Genomic DNA, 20,735 nt, shown 5'->3' on the forward strand with positions numbered 1-20,735 from the left:
GTTCTAAGTATGTAGAGGCTAGCAGGAATATAAAAATAAGAAATGTGCATACTGAAAAAAATACCTGACGAGGGCGTTTTAAACCATTAAACAAAAGGGAGTGGAGGGTATGGCTTCGAATTTTAGGAAATCAGGATCAACTGACGGGCAAATGAGCCGCACGGTATCTGTTATCGCTTGGATCGCCTGTATTGCAGGTATTATCCTTATTTTGCTTGATATAGGAAATTTAACTGATCGTAATATATATTTAATGACAGGTATTGGCTGCGTTGTTGCCGGAATTTTTATTTTTCTAATAGGGAAATCATTTGTCATTGCACGCAAGAAGGAAGACCAGGAAAACGGCCGCAGTTAATACAATTAGAAAATGAAAGAAAATATATAACGAAAACAACAACGTGGGGCTTCGAGCAGTGTAGCATGATAACTGTAAGGAGTCCCGCTTTTTGCATATATAGCTTCTTTGCGTTATAAAAATATCGTTTTTTATGTCATCTTTGAAGTAATAAAAGATTTTGAATTTGCAAGAGAAATTTTATTTTAAGAGAGGTTTTTCACAAAAAACGGACAAATAATCGACAATTTTGTTAACAATAAAAAAAGTGGCCGCTTTTCTGCTATCTTATATAGGGGCAACATTACAGGAGTTCGTAAAGTTTTGAGTAATTTATTATTTAAGGAGAGGGGAACAACATGAACAAAAAACCAAAAGCGATTATTGCGTTGGTTTTGACCGTGCTCACGGTAGCATTGCTCATTTGGACGTGTTTTTATGCTGGCGGAAAATACGTTGTTTTCGATCCGAAAGGACCTATTGGGCAAGCACAAAAAGAGCTGATCATTCTTACAACGGCATTGTCTGCGCTAATAATTGTACCGGTCATGATTTTGACTTTCTTCATCATTTGGCGGTATCGTGATACACCGGCAAACAAGGTGAAGTATCAACCCCACTGGGATGACAGCAAAAAGCTGGAGACCACATGGTGGGCTATTCCAATTATCGTTATCTGTATTATTGCGGTCATTACTGCAAGATATACCTACTTGCTGGAGCCTTCCAAGCCGTTGGCAAGTACACAAAAGCCAGTAACCATTCAAGTGACTTCACTGGACTGGAAATGGCTCTTTATGTACCCAGAGGAAGGTATAGCTACAGTTAACCAAGTTCACATTCCTAAAGGTGTTCCAGTCCGTTTTGAACTGACTGCCGACGCACCGATGAACTCGTTCTGGATTCCGCAATTGGGCGGACAAATCTACACCATGTCAGGCATGGCTATGAAACTGCATTTGCAGGCCGATCACGAAGGAACTTACTTTGGTTCGGGTGCAAACTTTAGCGGTGAGCATTTTGGACAAATGCGTTTTGATGTAGAAGTCCAGTCGGATGAAGAGTATAAAAACTGGGTCGCTGACATCAAGAAGCAGTCTAAGCCGCTGACGAAAGACGGCTATTTGGCGCTTGCAAAACCAGGTTTGTCCCAGCCTGATGAGTATTCTTCGATTCCAGATGGCTTGTTCAAAGAGATTGTCAACAAGTATGTAGTGGAAGGGGCTCCTAACCCCCATGCTGGACATGGCGGAGCTACATCCACAGAAGATTCAACCAAGTCCGGCACAGAAGATCATGCTGGAATGGACATGAGTCATATGAATATGAGCGGACACAATTAAATGATTATAGGGAAGGAGGCCCCCAATGCTTGACAAAATAAAAGAGTTTGCATCCACTTTCTTCGTTACTGGAGATCCGATGATCTATGGAGCGGACGTTTCTATCGCACTAGCAACGATCGGGATCGTGTTTGTGCTCACTTATTTCAAAAAATGGGGCTGGCTTTGGAAAAACTGGTTGACTACCGTTGACCATAAAAAAGTCGGTATTATGTATATTCTTGCGGCCATCTTGATGTTATTCCGCGGAGGCGTGGATGCATTATTGATGCGTATTCAACTTGCTACACCGGATGTTACACTCCTGCATCCTGAGCATTACAACCAGATTTTCACAACACATGGCACGATCATGATCTTGTTTATGGCGATGCCGTTGATGTTTGGTTTGTTTAACATCGCCGTACCCCTTCAAATTGGTGCGCGTGACGTTGCGTTTCCTTTCCTGAACGCATTGAGCTTCTGGCTTTTCTTTATGGGAGCGATGTTGTTCAACCTGTCCTTCGTTATCGGCGGTTCGCCAGACGCAGGCTGGTTGAGTTATCCACCGCTTTCAGAACTGCAATTTAGTCCCGGCGTCGGTCAGAACTTCTATATCTGGGGTATTCAGATTTCTGGTATAGGTTCATTGGCTACGGGTATCAACTTCATTGTTACCATTATCAAAATGCGTGCACCTGGTATGACTTGGATGAAGATTCCTGTCTTTACGTGGTCCGTATTTTCATCATGTGTTATTATCATTTTCGCGTTTCCAATTCTGACGGTTACTTTAGCACTGCTATTCCTTGACCGCTTCGGAGGAGGACACTTCTTTACCCTTGATTTCGGCGGTAACCCGATGATGTATATCAACTTGATCTGGATGTGGGGTCACCCTGAGGTATACATTGTAGTTTTGCCTGCCTTCGGTATTTATTCCGAGGTCATCAGCGTGTTCTCCAAAAAGAAATTGTTTGGATACAAGTCCATGGTTTACGCCATGTTCATTATTGCTATCTTGTCCTTCTTCACCTGGGCGCATCACTTCTTCACGATGGGATCAGGGGCAGATGTTAATGCATTCTTTGCGATTTCGACGATGGTTATCGCAATACCGACAGGGGTTAAAGTATTTAACTGGCTGTTCACGATGTATCGGGGTAAGATCACATTCAAGACCCCTATGATGTGGTCAATTGCTTTTATTCCGAACTTCCTGATTGCAGGTTTGACGGGCGTAATGTTGTCTGTAGCGCCTGCAGACTTCCAGTTCCATAACAGTTACTTCCTGATCGCTCACTTTCACTCCGCTTTGATCGGTGGTGTAGTGTTCGGTTACTTGGCAGGTCTGTACTATTGGTGGCCTAAAATGTTCGGTTTCACATTGCCTGAAACGCCTGGTAAATGGGCTTTCTGGTTCTGGAACATCGGTTTCTATGTATGCTTTATTCCGCAATATTCCCTTGGTCTGATGGGTATGACGCGTCGTCTGAGCACTTATGGCTGGGATACCGGCTGGCAGCCGCTTAACCTCGTTTCGACCGTTGGGGCATTCCTGATGGGGATTGGTTTCTTGTTCCAGGTTCTTCAAATTCTTCTGGGTATCAAGAATTACCGCAAGCTGAAGGATACAACAGGTGACCCTTGGGGTGGTCATACGTTGGAATGGTCGATTCCTTCACCTGCACCGGAATACAATTTTGCTACCATTCCGCAAGTAGAAGAACGCGATGACTGGTGGGCAGAAAAAGATAAACGTGCAAAAGGTATTTTCAGAAAGCAACCGCCAATTGAAGCGATTCATATGCCGAAAAACTCGGCGATTCCATTCATTATGTCGGTATTCTTTTTCATTGCAGGTTTCGGGTTCGTATTCGGATGGTCGTTCTTCTATATTCCAGGGCTGATCGGTGTGGCAATTTGTATGATTTGTCGTTCGTTCTTCTCTTATGATGGCGACTACTATATCCCTGCGGATGAAGTAAAACGCACGGAAGCGGCAATAAGGGGGTCTGTATAATGGCACAAGCTGCAGCACACCAAAGCCATGATCATGACCACGGGCATCACGATCCGCAAGAATTGAAGATGCTTGGTTTTTGGATCTTCCTCGTAACGGACGTGATCCTGTTCAGTACCTTGTTCGCAACCTACGTCGTCCTTCGGAACAACACAGCCGGAGGACCGGGTGGCGCAGAGCTGTTTAACATGACGGGCGTTATTATTGAAACGTTCCTCTTGCTCACGAGCAGCTTCACAAGTGGTCTGGCTGTGTTGGCTATGAACAAAGGAAGCATGAAGGGATTAATCAACTGGTTAATCGTGACGGCGATCCTGGGTCTTGGTTTTATCGGTTTTGAGGTTTACGAGTTTGTTGAGATTGTACACGAAGGAGCCAATTTTGGAACCAGTGCGTTCTTGTCGGCATTCTTCACTTTGGTCGGAACGCACGGACTTCACGTTTCATTAGGTCTGGTTTGGATGATTGGACTCATGTTCCAGTTGAAAAAACGCGGGCTTACTTCAGAGACGAAGGGCAAAGTTTCGGCATTGAGCTTGTACTGGCACTTTTTGGACGCTGTCTGGATCTTCTTGCTGACAGTCGTCTATTTGATGGGGGTGATGTAGATGGCACAGCATCAATCAGGAGCGGGTTCGCATGGTCATGATGATTCTCACGGTTCAGTGAAATCCTATGTTATCGGATTTATTCTGTCCATCGTACTGACCATCATTCCTCTCGGTGTGGTTATGAATCATATGTTGAGTCGCACTTCGACCATGGTTGTTATTTTAGCCGCGGCAGTACTGCAATTTCTGGTTCAGCTTTTCTTCTTCATGCACATCCGTGAAAGCAATGGACCACGCTGGAATGTCATGACTTTGATTTTCGGTGTAGTTATCCTGTTGACCGTCGTTGGTGGTTCTGTATGGATTATGGAATACAACATGGTAGCACACTAATAAGTCAGGATTTTGCAAAATTCGATTCCAGTCACTCCTAAGTGCAAAATATAGACGAACTAAACCATTTCGATCTATATTTTGTTCATTGGAAGTCGCTTATTGGATTTTTGCAAAATCACTCAAGTACAAACTAATTAGGTAAGAGGAAGCGGACATAGAGCTGCTTCCTCTTTTTTTTGTATTAAGCATATTGGAATTATAAACTGTGGCTGCTTGAACTCAAGTTTACATATGTGTAAAATGGAATTGTATAACAGTGGAGTAAAAACGATAATACTAGTGGAGAGCGGAGGAAAAAGTAATGAATACAGAATTACTGTTTAAACCTTTTAAGGCAGGTAATTTATCTCTTCCCAATCGGATTGTTATGGCGCCAATGACACGGAATTTTTCTCCTCAAGGTATTCCAGGGCCTGACGTGGCCGCGTATTATCGTCGCCGTGCGGAAAATGCGGTTGGATTGATTATTACGGAGGGAACTGCTATTAATCATCCCGCAGCAGTGGAGCATACAAGTATTCCTAACTTTTATGGTGAGGGATTGAAGGGGTGGGCTAAGGTAGTAGAGGAGGTCCATGCGGTAGGTGGCAAGATTATACCGCAACTCTGGCATGTAGGTACGGCCCGGAAAATAGGCGCGGATAATCAACCGAATCCCGAGGCATTACCCGTTGGTCCGTCCGGTATCTCACCCGCCGGTGAAAAGGTAGTTAAGCCGTTGACGGAGGCAGAGATTGTGGATATTATCGCAGCCTATGCCCAGGCCGCTGCTGATGCCCAGCGAGTGGGTTTTGACGGCATTGAACTTCACGGAGCACACGGCTATTTAATTGATCAATTTTTCTGGGACAAAACCAACAAGCGCACCGATCAATATGGAGGCAATTTAGCCCAACGTACTCGGTTTGCGGTGGAGGTCATTGAGGCTTGTCGTCGTGCAGTGGGGCCGGATTTCCCAATTGTACTGCGATTCTCCCAGTGGAAGATGTACCACTATGAAGACAAGCTGGCACAGACACCACAGGAACTTGAACAGTTTCTCGCTCCATTGGTAAAAGCCGGGGTGGATGTATTCCATTGCTCAAGCCGCCGTTTTTGGGAACCGGAATTTGAAGGGTCTGATCTAAACCTGGCAGCTTGGACCAAAAAGATAACAGGCAAGCCAGTTATTACTGTGGGCTCCATTGGTTTGGAGAAGGCCTTTTTGAGTGATTTGGAAAAAAATAATAATCGTCAGACCGATCAATCAAGTAGTGTAGAGGCAAGATTAGAACAACTCGTGGGACAAGTAGAACGAGAGGAAGCTGATCTGGTTGCGGTTGGACGTGCTTTGCTGGTTGATCCGGCGTTTGCGGTGAAGTTACGTGATCAACAGATAGAAGAAATTATCCCTTACAGTGATGAAGTATTAAAGACGTTGAATTAAGCTTTATGTAGTGTAAAGCTATAGCTTTAGGCAAGCATTGAGACTTGGAAATTTTCTGTTACAGGGCAAGCTGTAATATAAGCTATTCGTAAATTCTACGAATTTGCTATAATAGGAGCATCAAGTCGAAATACACGGGGTGAAAAAGATGAATTCTGAAACGGAAGCTTTGGATTGCGAGCCGGCTTGTCACGGTTCAGATCAGGAAATCGAGCGCATAAAATCTTCCCTTGTTGAGGATTCCATCGCATACAAAATGTCGGAGCTGTTTAAAGCACTGGGTGACCCGACACGGATCAAGCTGATTTATGCCCTGGCACAAAAAGAACTGTGTGTTCATGATCTGACCCAGGTGTTGAACATGGGACAATCTGCGGTATCCCACCAGCTTCGTTATTTGCGCAATCTGCGTATTGTCAAACGACGCAAGGAAGGCAAGACGGTGTTTTATTCGCTGGATGATAATCATGTGGAGCAGATCTTTTTGCAAACTCATCAGCACATATCACATCAATGATTTTGGATAAAACAACAGCAGGGCGCCAAGCGATTGGCGCTCTTTTGGTGTTTGTCCGTTGAAGTCGATTTTTTCGGCAAAAACGGGCTAGAGTCATTGACTTTTGACCCTGATCCTGAATATAATGGCCTTAACAAATAATATATGAACAGTTGCTCATATATAGTTAATTGGAGGCCGATGATTATGGATGCTCTAAAAAGAACGGAACGGCATGAATGGATTTTGGAAGGTTTGGATTGCGCCAACTGTGCTCTAAAGATTGAAAATGGAGTCAGTAAAATAGAAGGTGTTCTTGATTGCTCGGTCAATTTTGTTACGAAAACGTTGACGATGACCACAAGTTCGGATCAAAAAGAAGAGGTTTTTCGCCAGACGGAACGGAAGGTTCACAGACTTGAGCCTCATGTTCGAATGGTTGTAAAAAGTGCCCGTGGACGCCTGCGTGAAGACGGTCGAAGCGATGCTTGTGCAGTACAGGCAGGCAGCACAGAGGATTGCGCATGCGGTCATGAGCATGATGGTAAAGGACATACACACGAAGGCGGGCAACATGCCGCTCACAGCCACGTCAGTCGTAGTCATGCACATGGTGAGCAAGCCCATACGCACGATGGACACGACCACGGCGATCATGCACACGAGCATCACAACCACCATGCAGCGTACGATCATGGTGAAGCCACCCATGCTCATTCACATTCGCATGGAGATGATAGCCACGCTGGGCATACGCATGATCACGGTACAGTCGGTATGCGCCGCATGATTGCACGCTTGGCTATTGGTGCAGTCGTTGCGGCTGTTGCCTGGTGGCTACCTGTCGAAGGTGTGGGCAAGCTGGCCCTATTTTTACTGGCATATATCATCGTTGGCGGTGATGTTGTCTTGCAGGCTGCACGCAGTTTGGTGCGTGGAATGGCCTTTGACGAGTACTTCCTGATGACGCTGGCTACTGTTGGCGCATTTGCGATTGGGGAATACCCCGAAGGTGTAGCTGTCATGTTCTTTTATCAAATCGGAGAGCTATTCCAAGGCATTGCAGTTAACCGTTCACGTAAATCCATCAGTGATCTAATGGATATTAGACCGGACTATGCCAACCTGAAGACGGCTGACTCCGTACGTAGGGTGTCCCCAGAAGACGTTCGCATTGGTGATCTGATTGTAATTAAACCAGGGGAAAAGATTCCGCTGGACGGTAAGGTTGTAGATGGTAAATCGCATGTGGATACCTCGGCGTTGACTGGTGAATCGGTGCCTCGTACCGTAGAACCGGGAAGCAGCGTGTTGAGTGGATTTATTAATACGAACGGACTTCTGACTGTAGAAGTTAGCAAAGAATTTAGTGAATCCGCGGTCTCTAAAATTTTGGAATTGGTGCAAAATGCGAGTGCCAAAAAAGCGCCGACTGAAAAGTTTATCACGAAATTTTCCAGATACTATACTCCAGTAGTGGTTATTGTCGCGCTGTTGCTGGCGGTTGTTCCACCGCTTGTTGTACCGGGTGCACAGTTTGCAGATTGGGTATACCGTGCGCTTGTTTTCCTCGTCATTTCTTGTCCATGTGCGCTGGTAGTATCTATTCCACTGGGCTTCTTCGGCGGAATCGGGGCAGCTTCCCGTTCAGGTGTACTGATCAAGGGCGGGAATTATCTTGAAGCTTTGAATCATGTAAAATACGCTGTTTTTGATAAAACAGGTACACTCACCAAAGGGGTTTTCCGCGTGACAGGAATTTATCCTGCCGGGGATTTTTCAAAAGAAACCCTGCTCGAAACCGCCGCATTGGCGGAGCTGCATTCCACACATCCCATTGCTGCGTCTTTGCGTGAATCCTACGGTAAAGAACTCAGAGCAGAACGGGTTCAGCAATATAGTGAAATATCCGGTCACGGGATTCAGGCACAGATAGATGGACATCTAGTATTGGCCGGGAACGCCAAGCTGATGGAGCGGGAGCACGTTGCATTTAAAGATACACAGGAGACAGCACTAGATGAAGGAACGGTCGTACATGTGGCTGTAGACGGAACGTATGCCGGATGCATTCTAATTTCGGATGAGGTTAAGGAAGACGCAGCCAAGACCATTGCTTCACTGAAAAAGTTGGGTGTGGTGAAAACCATCATGCTAACGGGTGACAATCGGACAGTTGCCGAGGCCGTAGGACGACAGCTCGGTTTGGACGAAGTACGAGCAGAACTGTTACCTCAGCATAAAGCCGAAGCCATTGAGCAGTTGTCTGTAAGTAAAAAAACGAGCGACAAAATTTTGTTCGTGGGCGATGGAATCAATGATACACCCGTACTTGCGTTGGCAGATGTCGGTGTAGCGATGGGCGGTTTGGGTTCGGACGCTGCGATTGAGGCAGCAGATATCGTAATCATGAACGACGAGCCTTCGAGGCTGGTTACGGCGATCCATATCGCCAAACGCACACGTCGTATCGTATGGCAGAACATTATATTTGCGTTAGGTGTCAAAGCGGTATTTCTCACATTGGGAGCGTTCGGTATTGCTACCATGTGGGAGGCTGTATTTTCCGATGTAGGTGTAACACTGCTAGCCGTACTGAATGTTATGCGTGTACTGAAGGCTCGTTCTTACGAGTAAAAAAATAATCACCCTCGGGTTAACATTGGATGTGGGCATCCTGTGAAAACCGGGGGTGTTTTTTATAGGTGACTTTTTCCAGTAGTCATGTGTTATAGAGATTTATTTTGTCATGTATGGTAGTTGTACTGGGATGTATAAATGTGTGGCGTGCCTAATAGGTTAAGGTAGGGACTTTACAAGTAAGACCCATGTAAGATTCGGTTGCTCAATAACGAGTAAGCGTTTTCTTTATTTGGAGGGGTACTCGAATTCGTGTGTGCCAACTTGCTGACGGAAGAAAGGATGGATTAATAGCATGGAGGCTAAACTGATGCATGTATTCGCAGAGCTGTTGGGCGGCAAAAACAGCCGGGATCGCAAAGTTCCAGAGCCAGGTATGGAAGCTGCTGCACGGAGGTTGGCTATGGAGACGCTAAGGGCAGGAAGCCATGAAGTTTCTGCTGCGCAGGAGGAAGATCCATTGGGCTGGCTGGTTGGTTTAGCCGAGCAGGGTGTAATCAGTCGAGCGGAGGCATTGCTGGCTACAAACCCGGAATTACTTGGGGAAACGATGCTGAATAACGGCAACGATATTGGGCAAGCAATGGAAACACTACTAAAATGGAGCGACGAATATAGGCGGACCTCCATACGGATTTATGCCGATGCTCCTGCAAGTATGAGTCGTATAAGTACAGAGACAGCATCAGGAATAGGCATTTTTGATGGTTATAGTCTTCTGCATGGCCCCTTGTCACAGGCATCTGGCCGCGTGAGGGAATTATGCTATGCCTATTTGGACGTGGCAGAGTCTGGACAGACGATCCATGCCCCTGACGGGGAGCCCGATCCCATCCTTATTCCCGGTTCTCGTGCATCCGACACGTACAAAACTTTTAATAAAGCATCTGGCCTGCCTGGATTGTGTGAGCATTTGTCCCGCCGAATCATCGGCCTGCTGGAAACGGAGTATGAAGGCTTGTTCGAGTTGTTGGACGGATCACCGCTCACTATAGCCCTAATCGAACAGGCCAACGCAGTGGGCATCGGAAGCCTGCAAGATATGCAGCTGGAGGCATTGCTGCGTGCAGCGTTGCGGAGTGTACGACAGGGGGGAGAACCACAGCTGGAGATTATGGTGCGCAATCCGGCTGACGTGAACCAATTCCGGGCAATCCGAGACTGGATTGACGGCGTTGCGGAGCAGACCTTATGCGGACGTCTGCGGTGCATTCCATATCGGGTAGGCGTGCTTTTGACAGTTGATCCGTCTTTGATGCCTAACGTAAGCCAAACATGGAACGTTCAAGCTGTACGGTCGGGAGAGTCGGGCAACCCCAGCCCCAATAACATGGCCGAAGTAAGAGCGCGACAGATCAAGCAGGCGGCTCAAGCTACAGATATGGCACGTTTTGCCGATACGGTGATTTTAGAAGTCATACCAACTCCATCTGATGGTAATAGGGCTGAGGATCAGTTGAATCCATCCGGTGTTGATGGTCAGGAGAATGCTAGTGATACGATAAAATGCATAATGGAAGCTGTTCGGCGTGTAAAGCCCGAGCTTCCTATATGGGTGGCGATAGATGAAATTCACCAGTCTCTGGAGGGGACTTCGATCTGGGAGAATGAGCTGACGGGTGTCATTTGCCCGGACACAGCAGTTCCTGCTGCACGCCTTGCGGCTGCGCGTTTGGGACTGCAACAGCACGCAGATCAGCAACACACTTTAGGGGCTGCACACAACCATGCGCAGCAGTTTCCACTTTAGCCTGAAGATAACACGGAATTCATGTGATAGAATACTTCAAAATATAGAAGATACCTGCGTTGCTTGCGCGGGTATCTTTTTTTATTTAGGCCATTGCTGGTTTACAACCGTAAAAGAAAAGGTATATAATAAAACAAAAGTTTCACTAAACCAAAATAATTGTATACACGCAAAAATGATTATCATTCTCATTGCCAAACATGCTGCTTCGGGCTTCCCGAAGCAGCATGTGCTATTTTAGGGCACTTAACAATGCATATCATTCTCAATGAGATGCAAGTACAAGGAACAAAAAATGGAAAGGAACGTGACATGATGCAAGCTGTTCAACGACTACAAGATACATTGTCTCCCTCTAACCGAACACTTTCAAAAAACAGTGGCGGACGACCCGGTCCGAATCGCAAGCCGCAATTTCAGCTTAAAAGTATGCTGAAAAATAAGGAGATGCAGGCTGCTCTAGGTAGTGGAATGCTGATGCTGATGGCATGGGGGGTCTCACATTGGTCACAATGGCTATCGGTCATTCTGTATGTGGTGTCCTATGCCCTTGGGGGCTGGTCCAAAGCCAGAGAAGGGATCGAAACACTGATCCGAGAACATGATCTGGATGTTAATCTGCTCATGATCGCTGCTTCCCTAGGAGCTGCGGCCATTGGCTATTGGAATGAAGGAGCCATGCTGATCTTTATTTTTGCACTCAGCGGTGCGCTGGAGAGCTATACCACCGAGCGCAGTAGTAAGGATATCTCCGAGCTAATGGCGTTGAAGCCGGAAACGGCTTTGCGCTTGTCTCGCGAGGGGACGGAAACGGTCGGCATTGAGCAGCTGTTGCCAGGCGACCTGCTGCTAGTGAAGCCGGGCGAACTGATTCCGGCGGACGGCCGAATCTCCAAGGGCGTTTCGGCGGTGAATCAGGCATCCATTACCGGGGAATCTGTTCCGGTGAATAAGGTGGCAGGTGACGAAGTATATGCCGGCACCATTAATGGAGAAGGCGTGCTATATGTAGAGGTTAGTCAGTCCTCGGAGGACACTTTATTTTCAAAAATCATTCGTATGGTGGAAGAGGCTCAGACCGAAGTTCCCGATTCCCAGCGGTTTATTAAAACGTTCGAATCGGTATACGCCCGAATTGTTGTTGCTGTCACGCTGATCGTCATTGTGGGTGCACCCATAGCATTAGGCTGGACGTGGGCAGCGGCGTTTTACAAGGCTATGGTGTTCCTCGTCGTGGCCTCACCATGTGCTCTCGTATCATCCATTATGCCAGTGATGCTATCGGCCATTTCCAACCGTGCCCGACGGGGCATCCTGTTCAAAGGTGGCGCGCATGTGGAGAATATGGCATTAACTTCTGTTGTTGCTTTTGACAAAACAGGCACGTTAACGATGGGGTCACCTGTCGTCACGGATTGGATTACCGCCGCAGACTACGATGCTGATGAGCTATTGCACATTGTCGCTACAATCGAAAGTTATTCTTTGCACCCGCTGGCACGAGCGATTGTATCCAAAGCTGAAGCTGAATTGGGACAGAGAGAGTTTCTCACAGCCGAGCAAGTGCAGGCACTCACCGGATGGGGAATGGAAGGCATCATAGGCGGAGTGAAATGGAAAATCGGTCGCACAGATGTGCTGGATGGACCTAGTCCTCTGGCAGAGCCAGAGTGGGTGGAGAGTCGGGCCCGGCTGGAAGCCGAGGGCAAAACCGTATCCATCATCCTCGCAGATGACCGGATTGCCGGGATGCTGGCGTTACGCGACGAGCTGCGTCCACAGGCGCAAGAGTCCGTGAAACGCCTGCAAGCACAGGGTATCCGGGTCGTCATGCTAACCGGAGACCGTCCTGAAACGGCCGCCGTGATCGCGGCGCAGGCCGGAGTCGACGCCGTATATGCTGGCTTAATGCCGGAGGACAAAGTCAGCCATATCCGTATGCTTCGGGAGCAGTACGGGCATGTCGTTATGGTCGGTGACGGTGTGAACGACGCACCTGCGTTGACAGTAGCAACCGTAGGACTAGGCATGGGTATGCACGGCAGCGGAGCAGCGCTAGAGGTCGCGGATGTGGTGCTGATGAACGACGGAATCGAAGAGATTGCTCCGACGGTAGCACTGGCGCGCAAGGCGCAGCGGGTGGTCAAGCAAAATATGATCTTCGCGGTAAGTGTCATTCTGCTGCTTGTGATCAGCAACTTTGTGCAAGATATAGCCCTGCCATTTGGGGTCATTGGGCATGAAGGCAGCACATTACTTGTCATTTTGAATGGCTTGCGTTTATTGCGGTCATAAGCCTAATACTCACAAGATTACAACAGGAAGGAGCATTCATACCTCTTAAAAATCAAGGGGGTGAATGCTCCTTCTTTTGCAGTACAGCCTATCTTGTGTGCAAGGCAAGTCTATCTCATACCTCTAGTTCGCCAACACTGTACGTCTATCTTCGGCGCGGTGTAGACCGTCGCAAGAACAAGGAAAACAATAGTCCCGCCAGCGCAACAGGTGGAACCTGAGGCGCGTGAATTGACAGATCATACGCGAGAGATGCAGCATAAGGATCTCGACGTTGAAGAACATCATGCCGAGGAGCATCACAATAGGCCTGATATCCATACGGATAAGAAGGTAGAAAAGGATCACGAGAACATCAAAGGTGCTTACGGGGATCAGGATTATCGTTCGGCTTTGCGTGGTTTTACTGGAAAGAAGGAAGAAAAGGATGGACGTTCCCAAATATCCAATGGAGAGAATAAGACTCACAAAAGTGAGGACGAGCAGTACCGTGAAGCACTGCGCTCCATGAACCGGAAAAAATGAGGTATCTTCATTTGAACATGCCAAAAAGGCTGCTTATCTGTCTGGATTACAGGCAGAAGGCAGCCTTTTTGTGTTGCTCGGCTATAACCATTCGGTTAGCCCAATCATCGTAATTAAGCCGAGAATAAAAGAAAATGTGGCGATCCGCTGGTTGCCGTCCCCGTGACTTTCGGGAATCAGTTCCTTGTAGACGATAAACATCATGGCTCCGGCGGCAAAAGCAAGGCCGTAAGGTACCAGTCCGTTAACCCAGCTACTCAAATAAAACCCGATCAGACTCGTAATGATTTCCACGGCTCCGGTGAGGGTAGCGATGCCCAATGCCTTGAAACGGCCGATGTTTTGATTTACAAGGAATAACGCTACGATAAAGCCTTCCGGGGCATTCTGCAGGCCGATAGAGAAGGCGATGAGATTGCCGAGATTTTGAGTCTCACTCGCATAGCTGACCCCAACGGAGAGCCCTTCTGGCAAATTATGTAACGTAATAGCTGCGATAATGAGAAAAGATTTGGACTCCAGTTGAAAGGTCTTGGCATCCGGGTCTTCCAAATCGGCATGGGGAATATACATTTCCATTACCAGTAATACGAGGCAGCCGAGCAAGATACCCGCAGTCAGCACGAACCAATTGGAATGCTGAATAGCTTCGGGAATCAGGTTATACACGGATGCAGAGGTCATGATTCCTGCGGCATAAGCCAACAAAACATCGCGAAGCCGATGCGTGATATTGCGCATAAACAATATGGGCACGGCGCCGAGTCCAGTGGACAGGGCAGAAATAAGGCTACCTACAAAAACGTCATTCATAATCGGGATAATCCCTCCATACCTGATTTATCTTTAAGCTTCGCTTCATGAAAACTTCATTTGACTGTTTACAGCTATTTCCGCATAATGAAATTAGGATTTAGAATCAGTCTAAGTCATAAGGAGCTACAAAACAAGTGATTCGTTTTTGTAATATCCGGGTGTCCACATTTTGGGATAAGCTTCTGGCAGAACTACTTTTAGAGTATATGCATCTGCCCAGCGCCCGGTACCGAAAACTCGTTATATAATACTATGATATTTTAGGAGGAACCAAGATATGTACAAGTCCATTATTATAGGTACCGGCCCTGCCGGTTTGACCGCTGCAATTTATCTGGCACGTGCCAATATGAACCCACTGGTGATCGAAGGACCACAGCCAGGCGGACAATTAACCACGACTACAGAAGTCGAAAATTTTCCAGGCTTTCCTGAAGGAATCATGGGACCCGATCTGATGGATAATATGCGTAAGCAAGCGGAGCGTTTTGGCGCCGAATTCCGCACAGGCTGGGTGAACAAGGTAGACACAACTGCTCGTCCTTTTACATTGGATGTAGAAGGTTTGGGTGAACTGGTTACCGACACTCTGATTATTTCTACAGGGGCGACTGCCAAATACCTGGGGATTCCCGGTGAACAAGATAATATCGGACGTGGTGTGAGCACTTGCGCAACATGCGACGGGTTCTTTTTCCGTGGCAAAGAAATTGTTGTCATCGGCGGTGGGGACTCTGCACTCGAGGAAGCTAATTTCCTGACTCGTTTTGCCTCCAAAGTAACGTTGGTGCATCGTCGTGAAGAAATGCGCGCCTCCAAAATTATGCAGGATCGTGCTCGTGCGAACAACAAAATTGAATGGGCACTCAATCGTACTCCTGTAGAAGTGATTGCTGACGAGAACGGAGTAACTGGTTTGAAAGTGCTGAACAATGCAACAGGTGAAGAGGAAATCATTACAGTTAGCGGCGTATTCGTGGCGATTGGTCATCATCCGAATACAGGCTTCCTCGAAGGGCAAATTACAACGGATGCGAACGGTTATATCGTCGTAAATCCGGGCACTTCCGAAACAAACGTACCTGGCGTATTCGCTTGTGGTGACGTACAGGATACACGCTACAGACAAGCGATTACCGCAGCAGGTAGTGGCTGCATGGCTGCTATGGACAGCGAGAAATACATCGAAAGCCTGGAGCACAGCGCACTGGCCCTGTAATATTTCGTTTAAGTATGAATAAATATAATTTCTACAAAAATAAATTATGAGGTGATATTCATGGAAAAAGCAATTGTATACACATCTACCAACTGCCCGCATTGCCGTCAAGTAAAAAGCTACTTGAGTGAAAAAGGCGTGGAATACGAAGAACGCAACATTGAAACCAATGAAGCTTTTGCTCAAGAGGTTTGGGATATGGGCATTCGTGCCGTGCCATTGACTCTGATCGGGGAAGAACGTATTTCCGGTATGAACAAAACCAAGTTTGAAAAAGTCTTGAACGCTTAATTCAACTTAACAGCAGACGACGGTCCTGTGATCTTCATATGGTTTAAATAAGGCCCTCATTGCAGTTACATGCTGCGATGGGGGTCTTTTTATAGCCTCTAATCTTTTTCTTCATAGTGAGAATTTTGTCGAAAAGTGTTGCATCTGTAGATGATCGGTGCTATATTTTAATTGTAAGCGCTTAAAACCCGGGTTGCATTATGTAACAATTCTCAATGTACAATCAATTATGACTTCTAATCAACTAAATAGTACCAGTATCCAATTAAAGGCGTGTTACTGTTCGGCAGGCAAGACCTAGATTGGGTAGGATATTTTTCCCTACCCTTTTTAGGTCTTTTTTTGTTCCTTATTTTAAGAAGGAAGGTGTAACTCATGAATTACAAAGATATCGCACAAGCCATTTTTAATAAAGTGGGTGGGAACGATAATATTAATAGTGTCATTCATTGCTCTACTCGATTGCGAATGACGCTTCGTAAGCCGGAATTAGCACAAACAGATGAAATTAAAGCTCTGGACGGTATTATGGGAGCTGTAAATAGCGGTGGACAATATCAGGTCATTATTGGGAATGATGTAGGTTATGTCTACAATGAGCTGGTCAAATTGCTGGACCCGAATAAATCGTCTGTGGAAGAAGCCGAAAAAGTGAAGGCAGACCGAAGTCTTAAGGGATTGTTTAATAGCTTTGCGGGCATGATTGCAGGTATTTTCCAGCCCATTATTCCGGCCATTGCTGCATCAGGGATGTTAAAAGCACTGCTCTTGCTGTGTACAGTAACCGGAATCATGAGCAAGGAAAGCCAAACGTATATGATCCTTAGTGTAATCTCCGATGCGGCATTTTATTTTCTGCCTATGCTGCTGGCTTTCTCCAGCGCGCAGAAGTTCAAGACCAATCCATTCGTATCCGTACTCCTTGGGGGGGTGCTGCTCCATCCGAACTTAATCAGTTTGCTAGGAGGTGAGAAAGCTGTCACATTTGCGGGCCTGCCCGTAGCATCGGTACAATACGCTACCTCCGTTATTCCTATTATTTTGACTATATGGCTCATGTCATACATTGAGAAATTTGCTGATAAAATCTCTCCTGGACCTGTGAAAATTTTTCTAAAACCATTAATCGTCATTTTGATTGTCGCGCCTATTTCTCTCATTGCCTTAGGACCGCTAGGTACGTATTTGGGCTTAGGTATGTCCAACGGTGTATTCTGGATTCAGGAACGAATCGGCTGGCTTACGGTAGTATTGATGTCTATCGTGATGCCGCTAATCGTCATGTTCGGCATGCACAAAGTATTCTATCCCATTATTTTTGCTGCGCTGGCTTCACCAGGATATGAAACATTGGTACTGGTTGCCATGTTGGCTTCCAATATGGCACAAGGCGCGGGTGCATTTGCCGTCTCGCTGAAAACGAAAGATCCCAAGTTCAAGCAAATTGCTTTGTCCGCAGGTATTTCAGGGGTATTCGGAATTACGGAACCCGCTTTGTATGGCGTACATTTACGCCTGAAAAAAACACTGTTCGCCTGTATGATTGGAGCCGGGGTTGCCGGATTGTTTGCCGGTCTTATGAATTTAAAAGCGTATGCAGCTGTGGGGCCTGGTTTTGCATCCCTGCCGATGTTTATCAGTGAAGATCACTCTAACCTGGTATATGCGCTCATAACGATGGCCATTTCGATTATTGTGACGTTTATTGCTGTTTATGTGATCGGCTTTCAAGATACGGTTACCGAACCGGCTAAAATAGAAGCTCGTCCCGAGCCTGCCAAAGCACAAAGTAAAAATTTCAAGTCCAAAACCGTTATTTTCGCACCTATGGAAGGTATCGCTATTCCCTTACAGCAGGTAAAAGATGAAGCGTTCTCTCAGGAAGCGATGGGCAAAGGAATGGCTATTCAACCAAGTAGCGGAAAAGTGGTCGCACCTTTTGACGGCATCGTAGCAAATGTATTCCGCACCAAGCATTCCATAGCCTTAAAATCGGTTGAAGGCGTAGAACTGCTCATTCATATCGGTTTGGATACCGTTAAGCTGAAGGGCCAGCATTTTACTGTGCATGTGCAAGAAGGGGACGAAATTAAGCATGGTCAGCTTCTGATTGAATTTGAGCTTGAAGCCATACAAAGGGCGGGGTATGATACGATAACTCCGATTATTGTGACCAACACGGCGGACTATCTGGAAATCATGGGTCGTGAAAGTTCAGAAAAGACAGGGCCGGAGAAGCCTCTGATTACTGTACTTTAACAGTGTGTTTGTTGGGGGAATCAAGCCTGGAAAGTGAGAGGTCGTTGGATATGAAAGTAATTAAAGTTCTCAATACGAGTATTGTTCTTGCCAAACGTGAGGATCACAAAGAAATTATCGTGATGGGGAAAGGTATCGGCTTTAAAAGCAAACCTGGCGACTTGGTCGATGAGAACGAAATTGAAAAGATATATGTTCTTGAAAATGAAAGCATGTCTTCCGATTTAACAGCTCTAATGAAGGAAACGCCCAAGGAGTATTTGATACTGGCAGACGAAATCATATCTTATGCCAAAAATACACTATCCAGTCACTTGAATGAGCACCTGTATGTATCCCTGACAGACCATCTGTATATGGCAACCAAACGATTTAAAGATAACATGACGATTCAGAATCGGATGCTGTGGGAGGTCAAAAAGTTTTATCCGGAAGAGTTCGGTATTGGCCTGTATGCGCTCACCTTGATTGAAAAGCGTATCGGTCTAAATCTGCCTGAAGAGGAAGCGGCTAATATCGCCTTTCATCTGGTTAATGCTCAACAGACCGATAACAATATGAACCAGGTTTTATTGATGACCAATACGGTCAAAGATATTTTGAACATCATTAAACTGCATTACCAAATCGAACTGGATACCCACAGCATCAACTATTCACGGTTTTTAACGCACCTTCAATTTTTTGTTCAGAGATTACTTGAGCATAAAATGTTGGATTCTCAAGATCCAGAATTAATGAGCCAAATTGTGAACAAGTATCCGGAAGAAGAGAAGTGTGCGTTATCCATTCAACAATATATTGAAGCCAAATTCGACCTTTCGGTCCCGGATGAAGAACTCATGTATCTGATTATTCACTTGAAACGAGTTATAAGCAGAAATTAAAGAGGAGGAGCTAGAGATGACAGAGATGAAAAGAACATTTCCGAAAGGCTTTTTATGGGGAGGAGCGATAGCCGCAAATCAGGTGGAGGGCGCCTGGAATGTCGATGGTAAAGGGATATCTACAGCAGATATGGCTATTTACAAAAAGAATGTGAGCAAAGCTGATTATAAAAAACACAATTCAATGACTGAGGAACATATCCAAAAGGCGATGCAGGACACGTCAGATCATGATTATCCCAAACGCCAGGGAATTGATTTCTATCACCGCTATCCCGAGGATTTAGCATTGTTTGGTGAAATGGGATTTAAAACGTTGCGAGTTTCTATTGCATGGACGCGTATTTTTCCCAACGGAGATGAGGACAAGCCCAACGAGGCTGGATTACAATTTTATGATCGGCTGTTTGATGAAATGCATAAAAATGGGATAGAGCCGCTTGCCACCCTGTCCCACTACGAAATGCCGATGTACCTTGTGAACCATTACGGGGGCTGGACCCAACGGAAAGTTGTAGATTTCTTTATCCATTTTTGCAAGACTGTATTTAAAAGATACCAAAATAAAGTGAAGCACTGGATCACTTTTAATGAAATAGATAGTATCGTGCGCCATCCGTTTACGAGCGGTGGTATTTTACCGGAGCGCTTTGAAAATGTAGAGCAAGCGGTTTATCAGGGGTTGCATCATCAATTTATAGCTAGTGCTCTGGCCGTAAAATACTGCCACGAAATCATTCCGGATTCTAAAATCGGCTGTATGTTAACCCGGCTAACGACGTATCCGCACACCTGTAATCCGCAGGATATTCTGGCAGCATTTAAAGATAATCAATTCAACTATTTTTTCACGGATGTACAGGTTCGTGGAGCGTATCCCCATTATATGAAACGCTTCTTCCGTGAAAAGGAAATCGTGATTGAAAAGCTCGAGGGTGACGATGAAATTTTGAGAACGCATCCGGTGGATTTCATTTCCTTTAGTTACTATATGTCGTTGGTTGCTAGTGCGGATAGTGAAGGCATGGAAAAAGTCAGTGGGAATACGATTGGCGGCGTTAAAAATCCTTATCTGGAAACGAGTGATTGGGGCTGGCAGGTTGACCCAGTCGGCTTGAGACTTTCTCTGAATGAGCTCTACAGCCGCTATGAAGTACCATTGTTCATTGTAGAAAATGGCTTGGGGGCATACGACAAGGTGGAGGAAGATGGTAGTATTCAGGATGATTATCGTATTGATTACTTCCGCGCACATTTTGAACAAATGCATGAAGCGATTCTAGACGGGGTTGAACTCATGGGTTACACCAGCTGGGGAGCGATCGACTTGGTCAGTTATTCCTCATCTGAAATGGAAAAAAGATACGGATTTATATATGTGGACAAAGACAATGACGGTAACGGGACACTTGAAAGAAAACGAAAAAAGAGCTTCTATTGGTATAAGGATGTTATCTCCAATAACGGGTTGTAAGAAGAGAATTTCCCAAAATCCCGAGAAA

General features: G+C 46.0%; 17 protein-coding genes. 16 read left to right on the plus strand and 1 reads right to left on the minus strand.

The genetic code is table 11. The features are described from left to right. Positions 1–109 precede the first annotated feature (109 nt). From AC6EJC_RS15460 to AC6EJC_RS15510, 11 genes are all read left to right on the plus strand, one after another. Entirely contained in the window at positions 110–358 is a 249-nt protein-coding gene (locus AC6EJC_RS15460; protein WP_444954741.1) for a hypothetical protein, read from the plus strand. Positions 359–696: 338 nt separating this feature from the next. Then, the gene (gene cyoA, locus AC6EJC_RS15465; RefSeq protein ID WP_444954742.1) at positions 697–1,680 is read left to right on the plus strand and encodes a ubiquinol oxidase subunit II; all 984 of its coding nucleotides are present in this window, start codon (positions 697–699) and stop codon (positions 1,678–1,680) included. Between the two features lie 25 nt (positions 1,681–1,705). Continuing rightward, on the plus strand, positions 1,706–3,682 hold the full coding sequence (locus tag AC6EJC_RS15470) for a cbb3-type cytochrome c oxidase subunit I (RefSeq protein ID WP_444954743.1): 1,977 nt from the start codon (positions 1,706–1,708) through the stop codon (positions 3,680–3,682). Beyond that, on the plus strand, positions 3,682–4,290 hold the full coding sequence (gene cyoC, locus AC6EJC_RS15475) for a cytochrome o ubiquinol oxidase subunit III (RefSeq protein ID WP_444954744.1): 609 nt from the start codon (positions 3,682–3,684) through the stop codon (positions 4,288–4,290). Before AC6EJC_RS15470 ends, cyoC begins: the two co-directional genes overlap by 1 nt. Beyond that, positions 4,291–4,626 carry a cytochrome o ubiquinol oxidase subunit IV gene (gene cyoD, locus AC6EJC_RS15480; protein WP_430192210.1) on the plus strand — a complete coding sequence of 112 codons (336 nt, stop codon included), beginning with the start codon at positions 4,291–4,293 and terminating at the stop codon, positions 4,624–4,626. It begins immediately after the preceding gene. 304 nt (positions 4,627–4,930) lie between these two features. Beyond that, positions 4,931–6,055 (plus strand): NADH:flavin oxidoreductase, encoded by a 1,125-nt coding sequence (locus AC6EJC_RS15485; RefSeq protein ID WP_444954745.1) that lies wholly within the window; start codon positions 4,931–4,933, stop codon positions 6,053–6,055. 148 nt (positions 6,056–6,203) lie between these two features. Further along, positions 6,204–6,572 carry an ArsR/SmtB family transcription factor gene (locus tag AC6EJC_RS15490; protein ID WP_007432172.1) on the plus strand — a complete coding sequence of 123 codons (369 nt, stop codon included), beginning with the start codon at positions 6,204–6,206 and terminating at the stop codon, positions 6,570–6,572. A gap of 186 nt (positions 6,573–6,758) precedes the next feature. Then, on the plus strand, positions 6,759–9,188 hold the full coding sequence (locus tag AC6EJC_RS15495) for a heavy metal translocating P-type ATPase (RefSeq protein ID WP_444954746.1): 2,430 nt from the start codon (positions 6,759–6,761) through the stop codon (positions 9,186–9,188). 298 nt (positions 9,189–9,486) lie between these two features. After that, a complete protein-coding gene (locus AC6EJC_RS15500) occupies positions 9,487–10,941 on the plus strand; it encodes a PEP-utilizing protein (protein WP_444954747.1) in 1,455 nt (484 codons plus the stop codon). A gap of 315 nt (positions 10,942–11,256) precedes the next feature. Next, positions 11,257–13,236 carry a heavy metal translocating P-type ATPase gene (locus AC6EJC_RS15505; protein ID WP_444954814.1) on the plus strand — a complete coding sequence of 660 codons (1,980 nt, stop codon included), beginning with the start codon at positions 11,257–11,259 and terminating at the stop codon, positions 13,234–13,236. A gap of 231 nt (positions 13,237–13,467) precedes the next feature. After that, positions 13,468–13,761 carry a hypothetical protein gene (locus tag AC6EJC_RS15510; protein ID WP_444954748.1) on the plus strand — a complete coding sequence of 98 codons (294 nt, stop codon included), beginning with the start codon at positions 13,468–13,470 and terminating at the stop codon, positions 13,759–13,761. 81 nt (positions 13,762–13,842) lie between these two features. Here the strand turns inward: AC6EJC_RS15510 and AC6EJC_RS15515 are convergent, their stop codons facing one another. Beyond that, a complete protein-coding gene (locus AC6EJC_RS15515; protein WP_444954749.1) occupies positions 13,843–14,574 on the minus strand; it encodes a ZIP family metal transporter in 732 nt (243 codons plus the stop codon). A gap of 280 nt (positions 14,575–14,854) precedes the next feature. Here AC6EJC_RS15515 and trxB point away from each other — a divergent pair, with 280 nt between their 5' ends. The 5 genes from trxB to AC6EJC_RS15540 all read left to right on the plus strand — a co-directional run bounded on the left by trxB (position 14,855) and on the right by AC6EJC_RS15540 (position 20,707). Continuing rightward, positions 14,855–15,796: a thioredoxin-disulfide reductase gene (trxB, locus tag AC6EJC_RS15520; protein ID WP_039273728.1), complete on the plus strand. Its 942-nt coding sequence runs from the start codon at positions 14,855–14,857 to the stop codon at positions 15,794–15,796. 60 nt (positions 15,797–15,856) lie between these two features. Further along, a complete protein-coding gene (locus tag AC6EJC_RS15525; protein ID WP_007432162.1) occupies positions 15,857–16,087 on the plus strand; it encodes a glutaredoxin family protein in 231 nt (76 codons plus the stop codon). A 375-nt stretch (positions 16,088–16,462) separates the two neighbouring features. Continuing rightward, positions 16,463–18,346 carry a beta-glucoside-specific PTS transporter subunit IIABC gene (locus AC6EJC_RS15530; protein ID WP_444954750.1) on the plus strand — a complete coding sequence of 628 codons (1,884 nt, stop codon included), beginning with the start codon at positions 16,463–16,465 and terminating at the stop codon, positions 18,344–18,346. 50 nt (positions 18,347–18,396) lie between these two features. Continuing rightward, on the plus strand, positions 18,397–19,233 hold the full coding sequence (licT, locus tag AC6EJC_RS15535; RefSeq protein ID WP_444954751.1) for a BglG family transcription antiterminator LicT: 837 nt from the start codon (positions 18,397–18,399) through the stop codon (positions 19,231–19,233). Between the two features lie 16 nt (positions 19,234–19,249). After that, on the plus strand, positions 19,250–20,707 hold the full coding sequence (locus AC6EJC_RS15540; protein WP_444954752.1) for a glycoside hydrolase family 1 protein: 1,458 nt from the start codon (positions 19,250–19,252) through the stop codon (positions 20,705–20,707). Positions 20,708–20,735 lie beyond the last annotated feature (28 nt).

The organism is Paenibacillus sp. TY11 (assembly GCF_059772165.1).

Coding starts and splice junctions, on each gene's coding strand:
- AC6EJC_RS15460 (WP_444954741.1), top strand. CDS start 110: ATGGCTTCGAATTTTAGGAAATCAGGATCAACTGACGGGCAAATGAGC.
- cyoA (WP_444954742.1), top strand. CDS start 697: ATGAACAAAAAACCAAAAGCGATTATTGCGTTGGTTTTGACCGTGCTC.
- AC6EJC_RS15470 (WP_444954743.1), top strand. CDS start 1,706: ATGCTTGACAAAATAAAAGAGTTTGCATCCACTTTCTTCGTTACTGGA.
- cyoC (WP_444954744.1), top strand. CDS start 3,682: ATGGCACAAGCTGCAGCACACCAAAGCCATGATCATGACCACGGGCAT.
- cyoD (WP_430192210.1), top strand. CDS start 4,291: ATGGCACAGCATCAATCAGGAGCGGGTTCGCATGGTCATGATGATTCT.
- AC6EJC_RS15485 (WP_444954745.1), top strand. CDS start 4,931: ATGAATACAGAATTACTGTTTAAACCTTTTAAGGCAGGTAATTTATCT.
- AC6EJC_RS15490 (WP_007432172.1), top strand. CDS start 6,204: ATGAATTCTGAAACGGAAGCTTTGGATTGCGAGCCGGCTTGTCACGGT.
- AC6EJC_RS15495 (WP_444954746.1), top strand. CDS start 6,759: ATGGATGCTCTAAAAAGAACGGAACGGCATGAATGGATTTTGGAAGGT.
- AC6EJC_RS15500 (WP_444954747.1), top strand. CDS start 9,487: ATGGAGGCTAAACTGATGCATGTATTCGCAGAGCTGTTGGGCGGCAAA.
- AC6EJC_RS15505 (WP_444954814.1), top strand. CDS start 11,257: ATGCAAGCTGTTCAACGACTACAAGATACATTGTCTCCCTCTAACCGA.
- AC6EJC_RS15515 (WP_444954749.1), bottom strand. CDS start 14,574: ATGAATGACGTTTTTGTAGGTAGCCTTATTTCTGCCCTGTCCACTGGA.
- trxB (WP_039273728.1), top strand. CDS start 14,855: ATGTACAAGTCCATTATTATAGGTACCGGCCCTGCCGGTTTGACCGCT.
- AC6EJC_RS15525 (WP_007432162.1), top strand. CDS start 15,857: ATGGAAAAAGCAATTGTATACACATCTACCAACTGCCCGCATTGCCGT.
- AC6EJC_RS15530 (WP_444954750.1), top strand. CDS start 16,463: ATGAATTACAAAGATATCGCACAAGCCATTTTTAATAAAGTGGGTGGG.
- licT (WP_444954751.1), top strand. CDS start 18,397: ATGAAAGTAATTAAAGTTCTCAATACGAGTATTGTTCTTGCCAAACGT.
- AC6EJC_RS15540 (WP_444954752.1), top strand. CDS start 19,250: ATGACAGAGATGAAAAGAACATTTCCGAAAGGCTTTTTATGGGGAGGA.